The sequence below is a fragment of the Actinopolyspora lacussalsi genome (genome assembly GCA_030803735.1).
GTDB lineage: Bacteria > Actinomycetota > Actinomycetes > Mycobacteriales > Pseudonocardiaceae > Actinopolyspora > Actinopolyspora lacussalsi.
This window is the reverse complement of the sequence record JAURUC010000001.1, coordinates 2208068-2224468: the sequence shown is the minus strand read 5'-3', so window position 1 is coordinate 2224468 and position 16401 is coordinate 2208068. Positions and strand designations below refer to the sequence as shown.

At 65.1% G+C, this 16401-nt stretch carries 15 protein-coding genes and 1 riboswitch; of the genes, 6 read left to right on the top strand and 9 right to left on the bottom strand.

The window, feature by feature from the left end; translation table 11 throughout:
* Positions 1-88 precede the first annotated feature (88 nt).
* Both rph and rdgB read left to right on the top strand, forming a co-directional pair.
* Positions 89-844, top strand: a complete 756-nt coding sequence (rph, locus tag J2S53_RS09790) for a ribonuclease PH (RefSeq protein ID WP_092978817.1) — start codon at positions 89-91, stop codon at positions 842-844.
* Entirely contained in the window at positions 841-1446 is a 606-nt protein-coding gene (gene rdgB / locus J2S53_RS09785) for an RdgB/HAM1 family non-canonical purine NTP pyrophosphatase (protein ID WP_456240713.1), read from the top strand. Before rph ends, rdgB begins: the two co-directional genes overlap by 4 nt.
* Here rdgB and J2S53_RS09780 read toward each other — a convergent pair.
* Together J2S53_RS09780 and J2S53_RS09775 are read right to left on the bottom strand one after the other, a co-directional pair.
* Positions 1435-4563 carry an NACHT N-terminal Helical domain 1-containing protein gene (locus J2S53_RS09780; protein ID WP_456240712.1) on the bottom strand — a complete coding sequence of 1043 codons (3129 nt, stop codon included), beginning with the start codon at positions 4561-4563 and terminating at the stop codon, positions 1435-1437. The two genes, rdgB and J2S53_RS09780, sit on opposite strands and share 12 nt — an antisense overlap.
* 169 nt (positions 4564-4732) lie before the next feature.
* A complete protein-coding gene (locus tag J2S53_RS09775) occupies positions 4733-5263 on the bottom strand; it encodes a hypothetical protein (protein WP_456240711.1) in 531 nt (176 codons plus the stop codon).
* A gap of 175 nt (positions 5264-5438) precedes the next feature.
* Between J2S53_RS09775 and J2S53_RS09770 the strand changes: the two genes are divergently transcribed.
* On the top strand, positions 5439-6203 hold the full coding sequence (locus tag J2S53_RS09770; protein ID WP_456240710.1) for a sulfite exporter TauE/SafE family protein: 765 nt from the start codon (positions 5439-5441) through the stop codon (positions 6201-6203).
* A 271-nt stretch (positions 6204-6474) separates the two neighbouring features.
* Here J2S53_RS09770 and bcp read toward each other — a convergent pair whose 3' ends face one another.
* Positions 6475-6942 (bottom strand): thioredoxin-dependent thiol peroxidase, encoded by a 468-nt coding sequence (gene bcp / locus J2S53_RS09765; protein ID WP_092929506.1) that lies wholly within the window; start codon positions 6940-6942, stop codon positions 6475-6477.
* A gap of 27 nt (positions 6943-6969) precedes the next feature.
* The gene (locus tag J2S53_RS09760) at positions 6970-7137 is read right to left on the bottom strand and encodes a hypothetical protein (RefSeq protein WP_165400668.1); all 168 of its coding nucleotides are present in this window, start codon (positions 7135-7137) and stop codon (positions 6970-6972) included.
* A 242-nt stretch (positions 7138-7379) separates the two neighbouring features.
* On the opposite strand from J2S53_RS09760, the gene J2S53_RS09755 reads away from it, so the two are divergent.
* From J2S53_RS09755 to J2S53_RS09745, 3 genes are all read left to right on the top strand, one after another.
* Complete coding sequence (locus J2S53_RS09755; protein ID WP_456240709.1) at positions 7380-9113, top strand: pyruvate dehydrogenase; 1734 nt, start codon at positions 7380-7382, stop codon at positions 9111-9113.
* Between the two features lie 136 nt (positions 9114-9249).
* Positions 9250-10098 carry a helix-turn-helix domain-containing protein gene (locus J2S53_RS09750; protein WP_456240708.1) on the top strand — a complete coding sequence of 283 codons (849 nt, stop codon included), beginning with the start codon at positions 9250-9252 and terminating at the stop codon, positions 10096-10098.
* The gene (locus tag J2S53_RS09745; protein WP_092978829.1) at positions 10099-10290 is read left to right on the top strand and encodes a DUF397 domain-containing protein; all 192 of its coding nucleotides are present in this window, start codon (positions 10099-10101) and stop codon (positions 10288-10290) included. It begins immediately after the preceding gene.
* Between the two features lie 206 nt (positions 10291-10496).
* Here J2S53_RS09745 and J2S53_RS09740 read toward each other — a convergent pair whose 3' ends face one another.
* The 5 genes from J2S53_RS09740 to J2S53_RS09720 all read right to left on the bottom strand — a co-directional run bounded on the left by J2S53_RS09740 (position 10497) and on the right by J2S53_RS09720 (position 15939).
* Positions 10497-12311, bottom strand: a complete 1815-nt coding sequence (locus J2S53_RS09740) for a PH domain-containing protein (RefSeq protein WP_456240707.1) — start codon at positions 12309-12311, stop codon at positions 10497-10499.
* Positions 12308-12820 carry a PH domain-containing protein gene (locus J2S53_RS09735; RefSeq protein ID WP_456240706.1) on the bottom strand — a complete coding sequence of 171 codons (513 nt, stop codon included), beginning with the start codon at positions 12818-12820 and terminating at the stop codon, positions 12308-12310. Before J2S53_RS09735 ends, J2S53_RS09740 begins: the two co-directional genes overlap by 4 nt.
* 130 nt (positions 12821-12950) lie before the next feature.
* A complete protein-coding gene (locus J2S53_RS09730) occupies positions 12951-13976 on the bottom strand; it encodes an ABC transporter substrate-binding protein (protein WP_456240705.1) in 1026 nt (341 codons plus the stop codon).
* Positions 13977-14014: 38 nt separating this feature from the next.
* A complete protein-coding gene (locus tag J2S53_RS09725) occupies positions 14015-14785 on the bottom strand; it encodes an ABC transporter ATP-binding protein (RefSeq protein ID WP_456240704.1) in 771 nt (256 codons plus the stop codon).
* A complete protein-coding gene (locus tag J2S53_RS09720) occupies positions 14785-15939 on the bottom strand; it encodes a FecCD family ABC transporter permease (protein WP_456240703.1) in 1155 nt (384 codons plus the stop codon). Before J2S53_RS09720 ends, J2S53_RS09725 begins: the two co-directional genes overlap by 1 nt.
* Before the next feature lie 231 nt (positions 15940-16170).
* Positions 16171-16281: riboswitch (cobalamin riboswitch) on the bottom strand.
* Positions 16282-16401: the final 120 nt, after the last annotated feature.

The window sequence follows — 16401 nt, the reverse complement described above, 5'->3', positions numbered from 1 at the left end:
TCCGCGATCGCCGGGTGAGAACCCGCTGTTCCTTCGAGCGGAACCGCCGCCTTCCGGGGGACACGGGAGGACGTTCTAGGGTGGGTGCGTGGCAAGAGCTGATGGCAGGAGCGACGAAGCGCTCCGGGACGTACGTATCACCCGCGGGTATCAGGACTGGCCTGCCGGATCGGTGCTGGTCGAATTCGGACGTACGCGGGTGCTGTGTGCGGCCAGCGTGCAGGAGGGTGTGCCGCGCTGGCGTGCCGGTTCGGGTCTCGGTTGGGTGACGGCGGAGTACGCGATGCTTCCCTCGGCCACCAACACGCGCGGGGTGCGCGAGTCGGTCAAGGGCAAGATCGGGGGACGTACCCACGAGATCAGCAGGCTGGTGGGGCGATCGCTGCGCAGCTGCATAGACATGAGCGCGCTCGGTGAGAACACCATCACACTGGACTGCGACGTCATCCAGGCCGACGGCGGTACCCGCACCGCCGCGATCACCGGTGCCTACGTCGCGCTGGCCGACTCCGTCACCTGGTTGCGCGCCGCCAAACGCCTCTCCGACCCCAAGCCGCTCTCCTGCGCGGTTTCGGCGGTCAGCGTCGGTGTGGTCGACGGGAAGGTACGGCTGGACCTGCCCTACGAGGAGGACTCCCGCGCCGAGGTCGACATGAACGTCGTCGCCACCGACCACGGAACCTTCGTGGAGGTGCAGGGAACCGGCGAGGGCGCCACGTTCCCCAAGTCCACTCTGGACAAGATGCTGGACATGGCGCTGGCGGGCTCGACACGGCTGTGCGAGCTGCAGGCCGAGGCGCTGGCCGAGCCGTATCCGGGCAAACTGCCGGGGAGTGCCGCATGAGCGAGCTGCTGCTCGCCACCCGCAACGCCGCGAAGTTGGCCGAGCTGCGGCGGATTCTCGACGACGCCGGGGTGGCCGGGCTGCACGTGATCGGTCTCGACGACGTGCCCGAGTTCCCGGAGGCCCCCGAGACCGGGGCCACCTTCGAGGCCAACGCGGTGGCCAAGGCGGTCGACGCGGCGCGCGCCACCGGGCTTCCCGCCGTGGCCGACGACTCCGGTCTGGCGGTGGACGCGCTCAACGGGATGCCCGGTGTGCTCTCGGCGCGCTGGGCCGGTGGGCACGGGGACGATCGGGCCAATCTGGATCTGGTGCTGGCCCAGCTCGGCGACGTGCCGGACGAGCGCCGTGGTGCGGCGTTCGTCGCGGCGGCCGCGTTGGTGACGCCGGAGGGTTCGGAGACCGTGGTGCGCGGCACCTGGCCCGGTCACCTGATCCGCGAACCGCGCGGTTCCAACGGCTTCGGTTACGACCCGATCTTCGTGCCGGAGGGGGAGAGCCGCACCTCGGCCGAGCTCTCCGCCGCGGAGAAGGACGCGGACTCGCACCGGGGCAGGGCGCTGCGCGAGCTGCTGCCGTACCTGCGGCAGCTAGCGAGCTAAGTTGATTCTTTCAATTTCCACACCCGATCCGAGCTCATTCAGCCCACCAGCGTGCTGATCCTCACTGAGAACTATTCGCATCCTGTGCCCCGCGAAGGGGCGCAGGTCTAGTTCTTCCGGCCCCTCAGCAAGCAGCAATCTTGAAAGATTATTAAGTTTTGCCAACGGCCTCAGATCGATAGATTCCGGAAGTTCGAACAGAGAGAGAGATTCCAGGTTATCGAGTTGAGTAAAAATTTCAAGATCAGCTAATTGGGAGCAGCCAGAGAGCGAGAGTTGGTGTAATAATTTGTGTTTGCTGATGGGGGTATAGTCATGCACGCCGTGCAATGGCTGTAAAACTAAAAAAAACAAAGAAGAAATATTTTCAAGAAAAGATATATCGCCAATCGGGTCTCTTTGTAAAAGTCCAAGCCTCTTCAGATTGGCAGCCTCCCCTAGCTGCCTTAGATTGCTTAATTCTAAGGGGTTTTGCGTGTCAAAAAAAGTGATAGATTGTAACTCCTCTTTGTTTTCAAGTGATTCGAGGTTTGGATTTTTTACGGAAAAGAAAGAAATTGAATTCAAGTGTGGTATCGATGATAAATCAAAGTTTTCCTTGAAGCTTGGATCTACTGTCAGATGTGTGCTTTTCAGGTTCTTTATATTTTTTAGGTATTTTGCCTGCTCGGGAGTTTTGCAAAATACTATTCCAGACGAAAGTGGTGCTTCTTTTAGTACTCTGTTAACGTACTCTCCTGGGGCAAAGTAGTCCCATGAAAATGTCAGCTCCTCTTGTGTTTTTCCTCTAGGGTCGGTCGAGTAGAGGCTGAGTATCTCTAGAGCTTTGGGTCCATTGACTAATCGAGCTGTCACCACACAGGCTTGTGCCTGCGCCTCGGTTAGTGACTCCAGTGATCGTGGTAAATAGTCCAGTACCGTCTCACCTACGGTTGCCAGTGAGGCAGCTTCCTCGGATTTACGTGGGGGTACAAGCTCACGGATGTTCGCATCTAGGCGCTCACTGGTTTTTGGTGACAGTTCGTGCAGGGATTCGCGGCAGCTAGCTGCTACCAATCGCAGCTTGCGTTTGTTTCGGTTCTCCGATTGCTCGGCTTTATCTAGGATTCCCTCGACGAGTTCGGCGCTGTCTTTACGGTTCAATAGTCCCGCAGCCATGATAACTGTTTCGCGCCATTGGTCCTTGTGTGCTCGTTCGATCAGCATCCCTGTATCCTGCTCCTCGGCGGCTTCGGCTGCCGCCAAGTATTCTTGGAACGTCCGGTGTACGAAATCTACCCTGCCATCTACTGGCTCGCGAATGATACCGCTTCGATTGAGTAAATGATCAAGTACTAACTCTGATCTGGAGACTACATTAGGCATAAAGCCGATCTTGCGTTTGATCCGGTCAAGCGCGTTTTCCTTACGGATTTCTGACCAGCCATTGAGGCTGAGCCGGAATGCCAGGTCTCGTAGTATAGTACGTTTATCCCGATATCCTAGCTCCACGTCACGACTGGACGGAATATCGCGATCGGTCTCCCGCCGGTCGAGTAGCATTTCCAGTGCCGCTTCGTATAGGCTGTTCCGATCACGTGGTAGGTTGCTACCGCGATCCAGATTCAGCGCACACAGCATTGCGCACATCAGCGGATTGCGTGTGAAGTTCCGCAGGTGTGCCCGTGCATCCAATTTACTCAACAGCGCACGGTGTTGCTTGTCTATCTCCTCGGAACTCCACGGCAGTCCGCCATAACTTTCGTACGCTTTCCCCGAATCCAGTAGTGCGTCGTGCCAGCGTCGCATGAAAACCCGCACATCTGCGGGTGACATGCTCTCCAGATTCACCGAGCCGAATCCCTCTTCACGTAGCCATCTGGCATTAGCAGCGGCCGGACGAGAAGTGACCACTACCCTCATCTCGGGATAAGCATTGAGCATACTGCGAAGCCATTTTCGTACCTGTGGCCGTTTGTTCTCGGAGAGTTCGTCTACCCCGTCAATTAGCAGTAGTGCCCTACCAGCGAGCATTTGTCGGTGTACCCATCCGGTGGGGACTGGCCCGGTCATGGGAGTACTCTGGCCGTTCAGCAGCTCTTCCGGTGCTGGCAGATCGCTTCCAGCGTAACCACGCAACTTGATAAGGAAGGGAACTGTACCGTTCCACTCGGACAGTTCTCCGGCGAATCCTTTGCGTGCGGCCGTGACCGCCAACCAGCGCAGTAGGGTGCTTTTACCTGAGCCAGCCTCGCCACGTACCAGAGTGAGGTGTGAACGTCCCAGGGCGGACTCAACCCGCACGGATGAGGGCGCTGCTTCGCCACGGTCCAGGAACCAGCCTATATCCACCCGTGGTGTACTGGACTTTTTGCGTGACTGTTCTTCCTGTTGGTTTACTGTTAGGCTCAGATAAGCTACTGAAAGTGTAGTGCTGGGCTGGAACTGCCGCACACTGACTCCGATCAGCTCCAACTTTTCGTGTTCCTTGGCCACGAGTTCCAGATAGCGCTGGTGAAAGCGCTCATCGTGATCAGTGCCCTCCGGAGCATCCAGACTGGTCACCGGTATCCGGTCGAGCACTTCATCCAGTTTGCCGATGATCTCGGTTGTCCGTCGCAGTGTTTCTTCCTGGGCGCGTGGCTGGAATTCCGGTAGTTCCCATATCAATCGTACGAGCTGGAAACAGGTATGGGAGAGTACTAGGTCGAAAAGTTCGACCCCATCCGTGCCGAGATCAGCGCGACGCTTCTCGGTTGGTACTCGCTCGCGCACTCTTCTGGCCAGGTAGTCGGGATCGAGATCCATTTCGAAGAGCGCTGCGTCGGACAGGTCGGTTTCGGCCAGCGCGTCGCCGACCGCTTGCAAGGAGGCCAATCGGTCATTTTCAGGCATTCTTTCGAATTCGCGCTCCGTCAGCGCCTGGAGTCGTTCACCCGCGTTGTCCGCTAGATCCCCCAGCTTGCGCTCCAGATCGTTTCGTCTGCGTTTGCCGATACCATCAAACCGGAGCGCGAGCAACTCGCTTAGTTCGGCCTCACGACGTACCTCGTTCTTGCGGATTCGTAGCCAGCGTCGGACCATCAGACGCCCCAGCATGCTGCCTACCCGTAATGCTGCGCCCTCGATCGCGGACAACAGTGATCACTCCGTCGAAACTCGACTTCGGTACTCCTGAAGATTGTCACTCTTGAGAGTTAACTGATTACCTGCGGGTGTAATACAGGTTTTGGGGCTACGTGCGGGAGGTGAGTGTTCCCAGTACGGGGCTCGCCTGATCACCAGGGAGAGCCGACCTCGAGTTGTCCTAGTAGTTGGATGGGCCGACAGGCTGTCCCGAGGCGCCGTACTCGCCCAGGAGCTTGCGGGACGGCGGGAAGAGCTGCTTTCCCGCGGCGGCGTTGGACACACTCATGAGTGTCGTAACCAGCGTGACCGTACCGGCCACCGTCAGCAGCGGGATCGGTTCGTCGGTCGCCGTCATCGCCATCGCGATACCGAACCCGGTGAGCACGGCGAAAACGATCGTGAACACCGTGAACACCACTGTCAGGTTGCGGATCCGGCGTGCCAGGGTGAGGTTGACGTGTCCAGTGGACACGCAGCTCCTGCCGAAGGCGAGGCCCACACCGGACACGAGCAGTCCCAGCACGCAGGCGCCTCCGGTGTAGACGACGAAGGTCAGTTCCGCCGACAGGACGACAAACATCCCCGCGAATGCCACTGCCGCCAGCACCGACACGAGGCCGATCCGCAGCGAAGTGCCACGAATCCGGCTCTCCAGCCCCGGTGGAATCCGGATGAATCGCAGGTAGGGAAACGGGTCACCGTAACTCACGAGTCGACCTCCAACAGGGCGACGATCCTCCGTTCCACATGCGAAGGACAGTAGCAGTCGGGCAGGCTCAGCAAGATCCGTTCGAACGGATCACGCGGCGAGATGCGAACGGCCCAGGAGTGCCGAGTGTCTCCCCGTGCTGAGGAGGGCGGGGCGGAACGGCTAGGTTTCCGGCGTGCTTCCCGAATGGCTCGAACTGTCGTCGCTGGTGCTCGTCGGTTTCCTCTCCGGCGGTGTCAACGCCGTGGCGGGCGGCGGATCCCTGCTGGTCTTTCCCGCACTGCTCGGAACCGGGCTGTCCCCGCTGGCCGCCAACGTGACCAACGCGGTGGCGCAGGGGCCGGGTTTCATCGGTGCGGCGCTCGGCCAGCGGCGTGATCTGGCTCGCAACGGCAGCAGGCTGCTGCCGACCTCGATCGCGGCAGTGCTCGGCTCGGTGGGCGGTTGCGCCCTGCTGCTCACCCTGCCCGGATCGGTGTTCGACGCGGTGGTCCCGGCGCTGGTGGGGCTGTCGGCGGTACTCATGGCGTTCCAGAACCGCATCCGCGCCTGGCTGGGAAACCCCGATCAGCACGGCCCCGATCGGACGGTGCTGCTAACCGCCGGGATCCTGCTCGCCTCGGTCTACGGTGGTTACTTCGGCGGCGCCCGCAGCGTGATCCTGGTGGTCGTCCTGGTGCTGACGGCCAATGCCGAGCTCAGGATCCTCAACGCGGCCAAGAACTGGCTGAGCCTGCTCGGCAGCCTCGTCACGCTGGTGATCTACGCACTGCTCGCACCGGTGGACTGGGCCGCGGTACTGACACTGATCCCCAGCACACTGCTGGGCGGCTATCTGGGCGGGAAGGTCGCGCGGCGGCTTCCCCCCACCCTGTTGCGGTGGCTCGTGGTCGTCATCGCGGCCGCCGTGGCCGTCTATCTCGCGGTGGACCGGTCATGAGTGCTGTCGATTCCCGTGCTGCGCGCTCGGCGGCAGCGCCGTGGGCGCGGCGATTTCGCGAGAAATCGACGCTGTTCGGTTCGGGGAGACTGCCCGGATCGGGGAGACTGCTCGAATCCGGCGTGTGTCGGGCCCGCGCCGGGAACGGGCCCCACCTCGTCGGTTCGACCGAGTCGCTTCCGACGGGGTCACGGTTCTACGCGGTCCTCCTCGTGTCCGGCCGCCCGCAGCGGTCCGGCACGCCGGGATCGCCGCACCGTGAGGTCCCCTGTCAGACTCCGATCTCGCGCCGCAGTCGGTCGACGTGCCCGGTGGCCTTGACGTTGTACAACGCCTGCGCCACCTTGCCCTCCGGATCGACCACGAACGTCGAGCGGATCACGCCCTGCACGGTCTTGCCGTAGTTCTGCTTCTCGCCGTAGGCGCCCCACTCGGTCATGACCTCGTGGTCCGGGTCGGAGAGCAGCGGGAAGGTCAGTCCTTCGGCGTCGCGGAACTCGGCCAGCTTGGCCGGTTTGTCGGGCGAGATCCCCAGCACCGCGAATCCGGCGCCTTCCAGCTCGGCGAGGCTGTCCCTGAAGTCGCAGGCCTCCTTGGTGCACCCCGGGGTACCGGCGGCCGGGTAGAAGTACACGACCACCGATTTCCCGCGGTAATCGGAGAGCGTCACGGAGTTGTCATCGGCATCGGACAGGGTGAAGTCGGGGGCGGCATCGCCCGTCGAGAGTTTCGCTGTCATGCCCCGACGCTAGCCGATGCCGTCCGGCTACGGACGCGGTGTCGTTGTGGAGGAGACCGCCGGCGACGTCGATTCCGCCGTCGGTTGTTCGGAACGGAACACATCGGCGTTGGCCATGATGGCGCCGAACCAGAGTCCGGCGACCGCCGAAGCGGTCACCGCGATAGCGGACAGGGTGTAACCGCGGACGTTCACCACTTTCCTTTCCCGTGATCATCTTGCTGGGTCGCCGATGAGATCGCACGAGAGGTGGACACCGTTACTTGTGTCCCTCGAATGGGTGAGTGCGCGGTGTGGGAGCCCGGGTGCCGGTGCTCTCGAGTTGCGTCCGGCCAACCGGACGGTGAGGCTCGCTGAGTGGAGCCCGTACCGCGGTGCCGCCGGTCGTGGGACACCCGTCGGGCGCTGTTATCCCCGTAGGTCTCGTTGGAGCAGCCATGCCGACAGTGGCCGATCAGTTCGTCGAGGTGCTCGTCGAGGCCGGTGTCCGACGGATCTACGGCATCGTGGGAGACAGCCTCAACCCGATCGTCGACGCGGTGCGACGCACCGACGGCATCGAGTGGGTCCACGTGCGCCACGAGGAGAGCGCCGCGTTCGCCGCGGCTGCCGAAGCGCAGCTCACCGGCGGATTGGCGGCCTGCGCGGGCAGCTGCGGTCCCGGCAACCTGCACCTGATCAACGGGCTGTTCGACGCGCATCGCAGCGGCGCCCCCGTGCTGGCTCTCGCCTCGCAGATCCCCTCGGCCCAGATCGGCACCGGTTTCTTCCAGGAAACCCACCCGGAACGGATGTTCAACGAGTGCAGCCATCTCTGCGAGGTGCTCTCCCAGCCGGAGCAGATGCCCAGGCTGCTGCGCAGCGCGTTGCAGACGGCGGCGGGCAGCCGGGGTGTCTCGGTGCTGGTGCTGCCCGGTGACGTGGCGCAGCGCACGGCGGTCAACCCGGTCCGCCAGGGAACCGTGCACTGCCAACCGCCGACCGTGGTCCCGCCCGAGTCCCAGCTACGCGAGCTGGCCCGTGCGCTCAACTCGGCGGAGCGGGTCATGCTCTTCTGCGGTGCAGGAACACGCCACGCGCACGACGAGGTGATGCGACTGGCCGAGACGGTCAAATCACCGGTGGGGCACGCGCTGCGCGGCAAGGAGTGGATCCAGTACGACAACCCGTACGACGTCGGGATGAGCGGGCTGCTCGGTTACGGGGCCTGCCACGAGGCCATGCACCGTGCCGACCTCGTGGTGCTGCTCGGAACCGACTTCCCCTACGACGACTTCCTGCCGCAGGCCAACACCGTGCAGGTCGACATCGAACCCGCGCACCTCGCCCGCCGCACCGTGCTGGACGTCGCCGTCCAGGGCGACGTCGCCGAGACCATCCGGGCGGTGCTGCCGCACCTCGACACCAAGACCGACAGGTCCTTCCTGGACCAGATGCTGCGCGAACACGCCGACACGCTGGAACGCGTGGTGGACGCCTACACCAGGGACGTCGACAAGCGGGTTCCCATCCACCCCGAGTACGTCACCGACGTGCTCGACGACCTCGCGGACGAGGACGCGGTGTTCACAGTGGACACCGGTATGTGCAACGTCTGGTCCGCCCGCTACGTCACCCCAAACGGCCGACGCAGGATGCTCGGTTCGTTCATCCACGGCTCGATGGCCAACGCGCTGCCGCACGCGATCGGGGCGCAACTGGCCGACGGGGACCGGCAGGTCGTCGCCATGTCCGGTGACGGCGGGCTGTCCATGTTGCTCGGAGAACTGCTGACCCTGCGTACGCGGCAGCTGCCCGTGAAAGTGGTGCTGTTCAACAACTCCTCGCTGGGCATGGTGAAGCTGGAGATGCTCGTGGACGGTATGCCCGACTTCGGCACCGACCACGATCCGGTGGACTTCGCCGCGTTGGTCAGCGCGCTCGGGATGTACTCCGTGCGAGTGCGGCGTCCCGAGGAGGTCCGGGTGGCGCTGCGGGACGCGCTGTCGCACCCGGGGCCCGCCGTGGTCGACGTGGTCACCGACCCCAACGCGCTGTCCATCCCGCCGCACATCACGGGCAGCCAGGTCAAGGGATTCGCGCTCGCCGTGAGCAGGACGGTGCTGGCCGGTGGAGTCGGAAAGATGGTCCGCCTGGCACGCAGCAACCTGCGCAACATCCCGAAACCCTGAGCGGATGTCACCCGTTCGGCCGGTCGGTCATCCCGCCGGATGATGCTGCCGGACTCCTCCGTTCGGAACCGCGTCGCCGAGTCGTTCGTGCAACAGTGTGGTGACGCTGCGAGGTCGGACGGAGCAGACTGGGGACATGACAGTGAGTCCGACGGTGCGGCGTCGCAGGTTGGCGGCCGAACTCCGCAGGCTGCGTGCCGCACGTGAAGTCACTCAGCAGCAGGCCGCGTGGTATCTCGGCTGTACTCAGGCGAAGATAGGTCGTTTCGAAACCGCCAAGCGCACCCCTACGGCGAGGGACGTCACCGCGTTGCTGGAGTTCTATGGTGTCGACGGAGCCGCACGGCAACGATTGCTCGAACTGACACGGGACGCCCGCACGCGTGGCTGGTGGCAGTCCTACAGCGACGTCCTGCCCGAGTGGTATGAGAACTACATCGGGTTGGAGGCCGAGGCCGAGGCGATCGAGACGTACGAGCCCGATGCCGTGCCGGGGCTGCTGCAGACCGAGGAGTACGCCCACGCCATAACCGAGGCGACCCTCATCGACGCCGAAGAGTACGACATCCGGCGGAGGGCCGAGCTGCGGCTGCGGCGACAGCAACGACTCACCGGCGACGAACCGCTCCGGTTCTGGGCGGTGATCGGTGAGGCCGCGTTGCGCAGGAGGGCGGGTGGGGCACGAGTACTGCGCGAACAGCTCGAACACCTGTTGCGCATGGCAGAGCAAGAGCACATCACGTTGCAGATCATGCCGCTGGATACCGACGCGCATCCCGCCCAGGTGGGACCGTTCGTGATACTGCGCTACGCCGGTGACGCCGATCCCGATGTGGTGTACGTGGAGACACACGTTGGTGGGTGGTCCCTCGAAAGAGAGAACGAACTGTCGAACTATCAAGCCATGATGGATCATTTACGTGCACACGCCGCCGATCCGGAGGAATCGTCGCGCGTGATTCAGGCACGAATAGGGGAGTTGTAGATGAGCGAACTCTTGTCATGGCGCAGCAGCAGTCGGACTCAGGGGCAGGGGCAGTGTGTCGAGGTCGGTTTCGCGAACACCGCCGTGTGGGTGCGTGACAGCAAGAATCCGCCCGCGGGACAGCTCTCGGTGGGCATGCGGCAGTGGGTCTCGTTCCTGAGCATGCTCAAGGGTGAGTCCTGCCGGAACTGATCCCGTCCCGGTGAGGGATGATTCCCGCCCGGTGCGGCACGGTGTGGCGGTGTCCGTTCCGAGCTCGCCGGTAACCGCGGTTTTGTCCCGGGGTTCGTGTCGCGCGGGTGGGGTTCCGCGGCGTTTCGCGCGAAGAATCGCGCGTCGGCGGATGACGTGTCTTTCCGTGATTTCCGATCCGTCGGTACGGGTGAGTAATCTTCGTATTAGGGGGTCGTTTCGTTCCCGCTCTCGGAGGGGGAATCGTTCGGCGGGGTCGTGGACTCCCTGGCGGATTCCGAATTCTTTTCCAGAAAGGGTTCGAGCAGGCCCGGCACGCAGCGTTCGGCGAATGCCAGTCCCTGCTCCGCTCCCGCGTCGGGAACGTAGTAACAGCCGTCCCCCGCCGCGGTGGTGGCACCCACGGTGAGCAGACCGGTAAGTCGTTGCACCGGCGACTGGCTGATGCGCCACCCGATGATCCCCTCGCGCTGCAGCAGCACGGTGCGCTTGACTCCGGTGCCGTAGCGCGTGACGAGGTACTCGTCGCTGTGACCGTGTCCCAGATTGCGGTAGGCGTCCCAGGCGAAAGCGGCCGCCGGGAAACCCGCCAACAGCGGCACCGACCAACTCCACCACGGGATCAACTCGGTGCGTGTCGCGGCCACCGCGAGCGCGACCGAGACCGCGACCACGGGAAGCAGTGCTCGTGTCAGTCGCCGTCGCAGCGCGGTACGCGGGTGTGCACACAGCGGACTCCCGCCGTCGAGCGAATCGGAGCGTTCCAGCACCCCTGCGGCGGTTCGCTCGGCGACCCCGCGCGGCGCGGGGGGAAGCAGCGCCTTGTTGTCCGATCGTCCCGACGTGGCGCCCTGTCCCAACCCGGTGGCTACGGCGGTGAGCCTGCTGCCACCGGCCCACCGCAGCAGCAGCGGCTCGGCCAGCTCCACCCCGCGCAGCCTGCGCCGTTCCAGCGAGACGGCGCGGGTCGTCAGCAGTCCCCGCCTCGTCCGGAGCGTGGTGTCGCTCTCCCTGGTGAGACGGAATCCCCACCACATCTCGACGGACAGTGCCAGCGCCCCCAGCAGGCCACCGAGCAGCACCGTCACCACGGCCGAGACGACCACCAACCACACGGGGACGTGGCTCCACACCGACATCGCCTTGTCGGAGAACCAATCGGTCGCGGTGTCGGAGGCCCAGAGCGCGCGGAACACGTCGCTGAGGGTGCTCATCGCAGAGCCGACCGCGGCCCAGGTGACCAGCAGCAGTGAAGCGGTCAGGGTGCTGTAGAGGTACCAGCTCGGGCGCATCCGAGCCAGTTCCGCGCCGGTCTCCCCCTCGACGGTCCCGGACCGGCCGGGTCCGAAGGGCTCGGTTCCGGATCCGCCGCTCCCGCTCCCGCTCCCGCTCGTCGGGCCGGTTCGGGGCCGCAGCAACAGCTCACGCAGCTGCTCCGCCCTGGCCGTGGGCAGCGCGTCCAGTTTGACGTCGCTGTCGCTTATGGACTGCCTGCCGGTGCCGATCTTGACCACCGAGATCCCCAGCATCCGGTGCACCACGGGTGCGGTCAGATCGACACTGCGAATGCGTTCGCGCGGGACGGAACTGAAACTCCGCGAGATGTTGCCCTGCCGCAGCTCGAACCGTTCGTCCGTGACCCGGAACCGGGTGAAGTACCAGTGCAGCCAGGATCCCAGCGTGGTGAGCAGGACGACGGTCAGCCAGATACCCGCCGTGCCCAACGCGCGCAAGGAGCTGTCGCGGGAAAGCGCCATCACCCCCACCACCGGAAACATCGGCGCGATGACCAGCACTGTCGAGGCGAGAATCGCTTTCGGATCGAGTCGTTGCCAGGCCTCGAACGAATCCGGTGCCCCCGGTCGGGTGCCGGTGGGGGATTCGCCACCGGGCTGCTCGCCATTGGGCTGCTCGCCACCGGGCTGCTCGCCACCGGGCTGCTCGCCATTGGGCTGCTCGCCATTGGGCTGCTCGCCATTGGGCTGCTCGGTAGCGGAGTATTCGGCGGATGGTTCACTCAAGTGGCATCACCCGGAGTGGCCTGCGTGGTTCTGGTGAGCCGCTCCGCGAGCTCCGCGGCCACGTCCCGCTCCAGGCCGTCGATGCTCAGCGGTCCAGCAGCGGAAGCGGTGGTGACGGTGACGCTGGAGAGCCCGAGCGCGCGTTGCAGCGGTCCCCGCGCGGTGTCCACGGTCTGGATCCGCGACATCGGGGCCACCCGCCATTCCCTGCTCACCCAGCCCGCGGCGGTGTACACGGCCGAATCGGTGGTTTCCCAGCGGTGCACGCGGTAGCGCCACCAGGGCATCACCGCGACGTAGCCGATCCCGAGCACCCCGCACACGATCAGGGCGAGCACCAACCACTCGCGGACCGCGGGCAGCCACCAGGCCGCTCCGCCGAGTGCCAGCAGGAGCACCGCCACTCGGGAGACGGCCTGGCAGCTCCACCAGAGCACGGCCCGGCGGGCGACCCGGTGTCGCGGTGGCCGCAGCCGCACACCGCCCTCGGTGCCGCCGACGTCGATCATCGCCACCTCCGTGCAGCTCGTGGTCCCCCTCATTCTGGCAGGGGAGTTTCCCGCCGTGGTGGGGTGACCGTTCCGACACGGTGCTCGGAAGCGAGACGTCTCGGTCGACATCGGCGACACCCGCGGCGAATCAGCCGTTCGAGGTCGGTACGGACTCCAGGAACGCGGCGAGCTCGCGCACCGCCGAGGGGTTGCGCGGTCCCTCCACCAGAGCCGCGTAGGGCAGGTCGATGAACCGTTCCTGCCGCACTGCCTCCAGCTGCGAAAGCGCGGGATGGGCGCGGAGGAAGTCGGTCTTGTCCCGTACGCTCTTGTTCCCGTAGTCGTTGATCAGGATTACGTCCGGATCGGCGCGCAGCACGGTTTCCCAGCTCACCGAGACCCAGCTGTCGTCGAGATCGGCGAAGACGTTCCTGCCGCCCGCCTTGTTGATGATCTGATCGGCCGCCCCGCCGTTACCGGAGGTGAAGGGCTCGCTCTGCCCCGAGTCGTAGAGGAACACCGTGGGGCGCTCCCCTTCGGCCGTGTCGGGGTTGGCCCGCTCGATGGTGCTCTTGTACTCGGAGACGAGTCTCTCGGCCCGTTCCGTAACGCCGAACAGCTCGCCGAGATCGCGGAGGTCGGTGTAGAGCGCCTCCAGCGGGGGCATGATGCCCCGCTTGTCGGTCTCACCCGCCCGGCAGGACTCGCTGAGCACGTAGGACTCGATTCCCTCGGACCTCAGCCGTTTCGGGGTGAGGCGTTCCGACTCGCCGAATCCGTAGTTCCACCCGGCGAAGACCATGTCCGCGTCCGCCTCGCGGATCTGTTCCATTCCCATTTCCTCGGACAGGTGCGGGACCCGCTCGAACTGCTGTTTCCACGGGGAGCTCGCCGCGCCACGCCGCTGTCCGTCGGACAGGAAGTACCCGGCCATCCGGTCCTCCAGCCCGAGCGCGAACATGATCTCGGTGATCGCGATGTCGTTGGTGACCACCTTCTCCGGCGGGGTTTCGTAAGTGTGCTCCCGCTCGCAGTTGGTCAGCGTCACCGGGAACCGTTCCGGCACGTCCCCGGAGGACTCCGATGCCACTTCCGCCCCGCAGCCGCCGAGCAGCAACGCGCTCGTGAACAGCAACGCCGTCCCCCGAACCGTCGACGTTCGGTATTTGCCCATCCTTGGTGTCCCCTCGAATCGTTGTCGGGTCGAATCGCTCAGGCATCAGTGGTTTCGGCGGGCGCGAAGAGCAGCTGCGGAACTCTCGTCTCCGGGTGTTCGACCACGTGCACCCGGACTCCGAAAACCGCGCCGACGGTTTCGGGGGTCAGTACTTCACCGGGAGGCCCACCAGCCACGACACGTCCCCGTTGCAGCACGTGGACGTGGTCGCACCAGGCAGCCGCCAGGTTCAGGTCGTGCAGCGCCGTCAGTGTCGTGATGCCCAGCCGACGCACCAGCGAGAGCACCTCCAGCTGGTGGCGAATGTCGAGATGATTGGTGGGCTCGTCCAGCACCAGCAGTTCCGGCCGCTGAACCAGTGCCCGCGCGATGAGCACCCGCTGCTTCTCCCCGCCCGAAAGTGAGAGGACGCCTCGCTCCGCCAGGTGCAGGCAGTCCACCGCGCGCAGTGCTTCGATCGGTCCGTAACCGTTCGGTTCCAGGGTGGACTCGCGGTGCGGGGTTCGTCCCATCTCGACGACCTCGGTGACGGTGAAGTCGAATTCGGACCGCGACTCCTGGGGCAGCGCAGCGGTCAGTCGAGCACTCTCGCGCAACGACATGGCGACCAGGTTCCGGCCACCGAGTCGAATGCTGCCCCGATCCGGGCGCATCGTCCGGTAGACACAGCGCAGCGTGCTGGACTTGCCGCTGCCGTTGGGACCGACCAGGCCGACGAGCCCACCCGAGGGCACCCGCAGGTTCACGTCCTCGACGATCCGCTTGCCCGCGGCGGAAACGGCCACCTCTCGCAGCTCCAGATCCATCAGCGGCCTCCCAACGTGGCGCCGCGGCGGCGCAGCAACAGCAGGAAGCAGGGCACACCGATCGCCGCCGTGATCACACCGAGCGGCAGCTGCTCCGGAGCGGCGACGGTTCGTGCCAGCACATCCGTCCACACCAGGAACACCGCGCCCGCCAACGGGGCCAGCGGCAGTACTCGCCGGTGGTCGGCGCCGACGAGCAGCCGGACCAGGTGCGGCAACATCAGGCCGACGAAGCCGACCGCGCCGCTGACCGCGACCAGCACCCCGGTGACGGCCGCGGCGAGTACGAACAGCTCGCGGCGGAACTTCGCGGGATCGACTCCCAGCGTCGTGGCCGTCTCGTCACCCATCGCCAGCGCGTTGAGCCGGTTGCCGGAAAGCAGCAGGTAGCCGATTCCACAGCAGACGACCACCGCGGCCACGGGCAGCGAACGCCACGTAACACCGCCGAGGCTGCCCAGCAGCCAGAACATCACGGACTTGGCCGCGTTGCCGTTCGGCGACTGGAAGATCAGCAGGGTGGTGACGGCGGAGAAACCGTAGGACATCGCAGTGCCGGTCAGGATCAGCCGCAGCGGGGTCAGCCCGTCCGCGGTACGGGCGATCAGATACACCAGCGCCGTCGCTCCCAACGCACCGAGGAACGCCGCGGTGGAAAGTGCGTACAGTCCGAGAGCCCCCAGGATTCCGTAGAGCGCGACGGCGCTGGCGCCCACCGAGGCGCCCGAGGAGATGCCGAGCACGAACGGGTCCGCCAGCGCGTTGCGCACCATCGCCTGGGTCGCCACTCCGACGGTGCTCAGCCCGGCACCGACAACCGCGGCGAGCAGCACGCGGGGAAGCCGGACGTCCCAGATGATGTAGTAGAGCCCCGAGTCCTCGGCCGGAACGACTCCACCGCGCAGCGCCTGGTACAGCAGCTCGACGGTCTTGCCGAACGGGATACCGGTCGGCCCCAGGGCCACGCCGCAGATAACCGAGACCAACAGTGCGGCACCGAACAGCGTGCACAACAGCGGTAGCCGGGCTCGTCCGGGGCGGTTTTCCGACTTCGTCCGTTCGGATCCATCCTCGGGGAAGTTGTCGTCTGCACTGTCGTTCGGCCGTGTCGTCGAGTCCGAAGCGGCTCGCTCGACGGTGCTCGTGTCGTTCATCGCCGGTGCGCACCCGTCGGAACCGGTTCGCGGTTCCGCGACAGGGGAAGAGCGCGTGGTCGCATCGGAGGTGAAGCTTTGTCGCACAACGGGAGGTGCCTTTCGTTCGCGGTCGAGGACCGCGCGGGGGCACCACGCGCACGGGGTCACCGCCTCTTGGCGGCTGTGCCGGTGCTCCCTCCCGCGATCCTCGACGGTCGTGGAGCTTCGCCCACCGCGGCGCGTACCGCGGGGCTCTCATCGGCAGCGACGGGTTCTCGGGCTTGCTCGAACGAGCTCACCGTTGCGGGTCAGCGCCGGATTCGCACCGGACTTCCCCCGACCACTGCCGGTTTAGTTGTCCGGACAATCCTCGGTGGAGAGATCAGCTGTGTCCACGTGTTGTGTGAGTGCCCACAAACCGGGGAACGCTCCGGGAAGCGTCACCGGACCGGTCGCGGGCGGAAGAGAAGCACAGCGGAA

Coding starts and splice junctions, on each gene's coding strand:
- J2S53_RS09720 (WP_456240703.1), bottom strand. CDS start 15,939: ATGAACGACACGAGCACCGTCGAGCGAGCCGCTTCGGACTCGACGACA.
- J2S53_RS09735 (WP_456240706.1), bottom strand. CDS start 12,820: ATGATCGACGTCGGCGGCACCGAGGGCGGTGTGCGGCTGCGGCCACCG.
- J2S53_RS09745 (WP_092978829.1), top strand. CDS start 10,099: ATGAGCGAACTCTTGTCATGGCGCAGCAGCAGTCGGACTCAGGGGCAG.
- J2S53_RS09755 (WP_456240709.1), top strand. CDS start 7,380: ATGCCGACAGTGGCCGATCAGTTCGTCGAGGTGCTCGTCGAGGCCGGT.
- J2S53_RS09725 (WP_456240704.1), bottom strand. CDS start 14,785: ATGGATCTGGAGCTGCGAGAGGTGGCCGTTTCCGCCGCGGGCAAGCGG.
- rdgB (WP_456240713.1), top strand. CDS start 841: ATGAGCGAGCTGCTGCTCGCCACCCGCAACGCCGCGAAGTTGGCCGAG.
- bcp (WP_092929506.1), bottom strand. CDS start 6,942: ATGACAGCGAAACTCTCGACGGGCGATGCCGCCCCCGACTTCACCCTG.
- J2S53_RS09730 (WP_456240705.1), bottom strand. CDS start 13,976: ATGGGCAAATACCGAACGTCGACGGTTCGGGGGACGGCGTTGCTGTTC.
- J2S53_RS09750 (WP_456240708.1), top strand. CDS start 9,250: ATGACAGTGAGTCCGACGGTGCGGCGTCGCAGGTTGGCGGCCGAACTC.